We start from the raw sequence: 5,285 nt of genomic DNA on the forward strand, positions 1-5,285 counted from the left end.
CGACGTCGGGGCGTTCGCGCCCGACCGCCCGCCACTCGGCCGGGGTGTGGCCGGCGCCGAGGCCGAGCCCGGCCCGCCCGCCGGAGACCACGTCCAGGGTGGCCACGTCGGCAGCGAGCAGGATCGGCTCCCGGACGCCGGCGTTGGAGACGTACGAGCGCAGGCGCAGCGTGCCGGTCACCGCCGCCGCGGCGGCGAGCGCCACGAACGGGGACGGGCCGGAGCCGGGGTGGTCGGCCGCGGAGAGCGCGTCGAACCCGGCGGCCTCGACGGTGCGGGCCAGCTCCGCCCAGCTCGCCGCGTCGGTGGGCCGGGCCTGTACGGAGAAGGTCGCCATCGGCCCAGTCTCCGGCCGGGCCGCTCTCCCCACCCACCCCTTCTGCCGAGGGCCGAACGGGTGGGTGCCGCCCCGTTCGACGCCTCAGACCGCGTCGAGGCGAGCCAGGTCGTCGGGGGAGAGGCGCAGCGCGGCGGCGGCGACGTTCTGCTCCAGGTGCGCCGGGTCGCCGGTGCCGGGGATCGCGAGCACGTTCGGGCCGCGACTCAACGTCCAGGCCAGCCGGATCTGGGCCGGGCCGACGCCGTGTTCGCGGGCCACCGCGAGGACCTCCGGATGCTCCTCGCCGGTGGCGCCGGCCTCCCGCCCGCTGGTGACGATGGAGAAGAACGGCACGAACGCGGTGCCGTGCGTGGCGCAGTCCCGGATCAGCTCGTCGTGGCTGCGGCGGTAGCCGAGGCCGTACGAGTTCTGCACGCAGACCACGGGCGCGACGGTCCGCGCCTCGGCGACCTGGTGCGGGCGCACCGCCGAGACGCCGAGGTGCCGGATCAGCCCGGCGTCGACCAGCTCGGCGAGCGCGCCGTAGTGCTCGGCCAGCGGCTCCGGGCCGTGCACCCGCAGGTTGACCACGTCGAGGTGGTCCCGGCCGAGCTGGCGCAGGTTCTCCTCGACCTGGCCGCGCAACTGGTCCGGCCGGGCCGCCGGCAGCCATTCGCCGGACGGGTCGCGGCCCGGCCCGACCTTGGTCACGACGACCAGGTCGTCCGGGTACGGCCGGAGCGCCCGGTTGATCAGCTCGTTGGCGGAGCGCAGCGGGGAGAAGTAGAACGCAGCCGTGTCGATGTGGTTGACGCCCAGCTCGACCGCGCGGCGCAGCACGGCGACGGCCCGGTCCGGGTCGCTCGGACTGCCGTCGGCGCGCGCGGTCAGCCGCATCGCGCCGAGGCCCATCCGGTTGACGGTCAGGTCGCCGAGCTGCCAGGTGCCGGCCGCGCCGGCGTGGACGGTGTCGGTGGTCATGCGGTCCCCGTTCTCTCGTGGCCCGGTGCCGGGCCGAGTGTTTCCACGGAGGCCGCCGCCGATCGGTTCACCGGCGCGCGCTCACTCGCCCTCGTCGCGGTCGTCGGGCTGCTCGTGCCAGCGGGCCCGCCACGCCGCCTCGTGCGCCTCGTGGCTGGTCCGCTCCTCGAAGACGAGCTTGCGCAGCGCCCGCCGGCCCTCGTCGAAGACGATCACCTCGGCGGCCACCATACCGACCGTGACGGCGGTCAGCAGGCCCAGCGCGGCCAGGCCCGGCACCCGTTCGGCCAGCGGGATCGACACGCCGAGCAGGAGGACGGCCGTGACCCTGGTCCAGCTCAGCGTGCGCAGCGTCCGCGCCTGGAACAGCATGTTGCCGCAGAGATAGCAGGCCACCCCGCCGAAGAGCAGCGGCACGGCCGGCCCGTGCGCCGGTTCGCTCGGCGACACGTTCGGGTCGGCGATGCCGTGCACGATCATCTCGGCGCCGAGCGCGAACAGGATGATGCCCGCGATCATCGGCAGGAACAGGTACGCGTACGCGTCCCGGGCCATCGCCACCCGCGGACCGCCCTCGGCGGCGTGCAGGGCGATCCGGGCGGCCGGCCCGACCATGTCGTAGTGCGCCCACCAGAGTGCGGCGGTGAAGAAGATGCCGAGCACCGCGGCCGCCACGGCCGGCCAGGTGGGCGGTTGCCCGAGCAGGTTGCTGCCCACCCCGACCGAGATGACCGACTCACCCAGCGCGATGATCAGGATCAGGTCGTACCGCTCGGTCCAGTGCTCGGCGGAGGCGACGCCCCAGCCCCAGGTGCCGGCGATCAGCCCGGTGCCGTACTGGAGCAGCACCACTGTCGCCCACAGCGCGTCCCGGACCACCGCGGCCGAGGTGAGGCCGTCGATCCTGGCCGGCAGCAGCGCGGCCACCAGCAGCAGCGCGGTGCTGCCGATGACCTCCGGGGCGAACCGGACCAGTTGTCGGCGCTCGCTCGGGCTGTCCCGCACCACGTGCAGGTAGAGCAGCAGGTGCACCAGTCGCAGCACGGTGTAGCTGAGCGCCGCGACGATCGGACCCGCCGCGTTGCCGCGCGGGTCGCGGAACGCGTTCGGCAGCGACAACGCGAACGTGAACAGCGCGGCCATGCCGACCGTCATGAGCACCGGGACGAAGCCCTCGCCGAGCCGTACCCGGGTGGCCACCACGCTGTGCACCACCCACGACCACCAGAGCACGGCCAGGACCAGCAGCGCGTGCAGCAGCGCGCCGCCGGTCACCTGGAGGGCGGTGGCCCGGGTGATGATGAAGAACGAGAAGACGAAGACCAGGTCGAAGAAGATCTCGAACCGGTCCACCCGGGCCCCCGGGGCCACGGGAACCGCCGGCCCGAGGCGCCCCCGCCACCCGTACCCGCCCACCGGACGAGTCTGTCAGCGCCTCGGTGGCGGTGGGTCGGAAACGACGCGGACCGGGCGTCGGTCAGCCCTGTCGGTGACGCAGCCCGTCCATCAGCAGGTCGAGCAGTCGGCCGGCCTGGTCGCGCTGGTCGGGCTGACCGGCCACCAGGGAGACGCCGCTCAGGCTCGCCAGCACGTCGGCGGGGGCCACGTCGGCGCGTACGGTGCCGGCGGCCGCGCCGGCGGCCAGCAGGTCGCCCAGGGCGGCGAGCAGCCGGTCCCGGCTGTGCGCGTACGGGTTGGCGCCGGAGGCGATGGCCAGGCGCAGCGCGTCCGCCATGCCCCGCTTGGTGGCGAGGTAGTCGACGAACCGGTCCATCCACGCGCGCAGCGCCGCCTCGGCGGGTCGGTCGGCCAGCAGCTCCGGCCCGGCGTCGCAGAGCTTGGCCAGCTCGTTGCGGTAGGCCGCCTCGATCAACGCCTCCCGGGTCGGGAAGTGGCGGTAGAGGGTGCCGATGCCGACCCCGGCCTCCTTGGCCACCCGATCCAGCGTTACTTCGGCGCCTGCCTGGGAAAACGCCTGGACTGCGGCGTCCAGCAGTCGCTGCCGGTTGCGCAGCGCGTCGGCGCGTAGCGGTCGGTCGGGCACGGCTCCTCCTCGGCTCGACCGGGCGGGCGTCCGGCCGGACTGGCAACCGGAGGATCCTCCGGTTACTCTCGGCATTAACGGAGGGTCCTCCGCTTCTCATCGTAGCGGGCGGGCGTCGGTCCGCCCCGCCACCGACAAGGATGGATCATGACCACCAGCACTCCCGTCACCACCCCGTTCTCCCGCGAGACCACCGCCCTGGAAGTGGTCCGCGACCTCGACCTGACCGGCCGACGGGCCGTCGTCACCGGAGGCGCCTCCGGGATCGGCGTCGAGACCGCCCGCGCGCTCGCCTCCGCCGGGGCGGACGTCACGCTCGCGGTCCGCAACCCCGACGCCGGGCAGCGCGCGGCCGCCGACATCACCGGCACCACCGGCAACGACCGCATCCTGGTCGCCCCGCTCGATCTCGCCGACCTCGACTCGGTGGCGGCCTTCGTCCGCACCTGGGACGGCCCGCTGCACATGCTCGTCAACAACGCCGGGATCATGGCCTCGCCCGAGATGCGCACCGAGCAGGGCTGGGAGATGCAGTTCGCGACCAACCACCTCGGGCACTTCGCGCTCGCCGCCGGGCTGCACCCGGCACTCGCCGCGGCCGGGGGCGCGCGGGTCGTCTCGGTCAGTTCGGCGGCCCACCTGCGCTCGCCCGTGGTGTTCGACGACATCCACTTCCGGCAGCGGCCGTACGACCCCTGGGAGGCGTACGGGCAGTCCAAGACCGCGAACGTGCTCTTCGCGGTCGAGGCCAGCCGCCGCTGGGCCGACGACGGGATCGTCGTCGACGCGCTGATGCCGGGCGCGATCCGGACCAACCTCCAGCGCTACATCAGCGACGAGGAGCTGGACCGGATGCGCGCGCAGAGCGGCGGGGGCGCGCCGTTCTGGAAGACGCCCGAGCAGGGGGCGGCCACCTCGGTGCTGGTCGCGGCCTCGCCGCTGGTCGCCGGCGCCGGCGGCCGGTACTTCGAGGACTGCCAGGAGGCCGGGGTGAACCAGCCGGGCACCCGCACCGGTTACGCCCCGTACGCCCGGGACCCGGAGGCCGCGCAGCGGCTCTGGACGGTCTCCGAGGAGCACCTGCGCGGCTGACCCGCGAAACGCCGGAGGGGCGCGCGGCAGTAGCCGCGCGCCCCTCCGGCGTCGAACGTCAGAGACCCAGCTCGGCCTCGAAGTTGCCGGCCTCCAGCCGCTCCTTGACCGAGGTCAGGAAGCGGGCGGCGTCGGCGCCGTCGATCAGCCGGTGGTCGTACGACATGGCCAGGTAGACCATCGACCGGACCGCGATGACCTCGCCCAGCTCCGGGTCGTTGACCACGACCGGACGCTTCACCACGGCACCCGTGCCGAGCATCGCCGACTGCGGCGACGGCACGATCGGCGTGTCGAAGAGCGCGCCCCGGCTGCCGGTGTTGGTCAGCGTGAACGTCGCGCCGGCCATCTCGTCCGGAGTGATCTTGTTGGCCCGGGTGCGCTCGGCCAGGTCGGCGATCCGCTTGGCGATGCCACCCATGTTCAGGTCACCGGCGTTGTGGATGACCGGCACGAGCAGCCCGCGCTCGGTGTCCACCGCGATGCCCAGGTGCTCGGCGGCCGGGTACGTGATCGTCCCGCCCTCCAGGTCCATGCTGGCCTGGATGATCGGGTGGGTCTGCAACGCCTCGATCGCGGCCAGGGCGAAGAACGGCAGGAAGGACAGCTTCACGCCGTGCTTGGCCTGGAACGAGTCCTTGGCCCGCGCCCGCAGCTTGGCGACCTTGGTGACGTCGACCTCGACGACCGTGGTGAGCTGCGCCGTCTCGTGCAGCGACTGCTGCATCCGCTTGGCGATTGTCGCCCGGATCCGCGGCAGCTTCTCCGTGGTGCCCCGCTTGGCGCTCGGCTCCGGCTTGGCGGCCGGCTGGGCCGGCGCCTTCGCGGCGGCGGGCTCGGCGGCGGCCG

General features: G+C 73.9%; 6 protein-coding genes. 1 reads left to right on the forward strand and 5 read right to left on the reverse strand.

Features of this window, described 5'->3' with window-relative positions; genetic code table 11:
• The 4 genes from HUW36_RS24715 to HUW36_RS24730 form a co-directional block, all read right to left on the reverse strand.
• On the reverse strand, window positions 1–337 hold a 337-nt coding region (locus tag HUW36_RS24715; RefSeq protein ID WP_174530358.1), incomplete at its 3' end, for an LLM class flavin-dependent oxidoreductase.
• Window positions 338–421: 84 nt separating this feature from the next.
• Entirely contained in the window at window positions 422–1,300 is an 879-nt protein-coding gene (locus HUW36_RS24720; RefSeq protein WP_174530359.1) for an oxidoreductase, read from the reverse strand.
• 81 nt (window positions 1,301–1,381) lie between these two features.
• Window positions 1,382–2,716: a low temperature requirement protein A gene (locus HUW36_RS24725; protein WP_174530360.1), complete on the reverse strand. Its 1,335-nt coding sequence runs from the start codon at window positions 2,714–2,716 to the stop codon at window positions 1,382–1,384.
• A gap of 61 nt (window positions 2,717–2,777) precedes the next feature.
• Window positions 2,778–3,344, reverse strand: coding sequence for a TetR/AcrR family transcriptional regulator (locus HUW36_RS24730; protein WP_217428874.1), 567 nt, complete (start codon window positions 3,342–3,344; stop codon window positions 2,778–2,780).
• A 147-nt stretch (window positions 3,345–3,491) separates the two neighbouring features.
• On the opposite strand from HUW36_RS24730, the gene HUW36_RS24735 reads away from it, so the two are divergent.
• Window positions 3,492–4,436 carry an SDR family NAD(P)-dependent oxidoreductase gene (locus HUW36_RS24735; protein WP_174530362.1) on the forward strand — a complete coding sequence of 315 codons (945 nt, stop codon included), beginning with the start codon at window positions 3,492–3,494 and terminating at the stop codon, window positions 4,434–4,436.
• A gap of 58 nt (window positions 4,437–4,494) precedes the next feature.
• Here the strand turns inward: HUW36_RS24735 and HUW36_RS24740 are convergent.
• Window positions 4,495–5,285, reverse strand: a 791-nt coding sequence (locus tag HUW36_RS24740; protein ID WP_174530363.1) for a 2-oxo acid dehydrogenase subunit E2, incomplete at its 5' end; no start/stop codon positions are given.

It is taken from the genome of Micromonospora maritima, assembly GCF_902825405.1.
GTDB classification, from domain to species: Bacteria; Actinomycetota; Actinomycetes; order Mycobacteriales; family Micromonosporaceae; genus Micromonospora; species Micromonospora maritima.

Excerpts from the sequence above, each read along its gene's own strand:
- HUW36_RS24720 (WP_174530359.1), bottom strand. The coding sequence starts at position 1,300 with ATGACCACCGACACCGTCCACGCCGGCGCGGCCGGCACCTGGCAGCTC.
- HUW36_RS24735 (WP_174530362.1), top strand. The coding sequence starts at position 3,492 with ATGACCACCAGCACTCCCGTCACCACCCCGTTCTCCCGCGAGACCACC.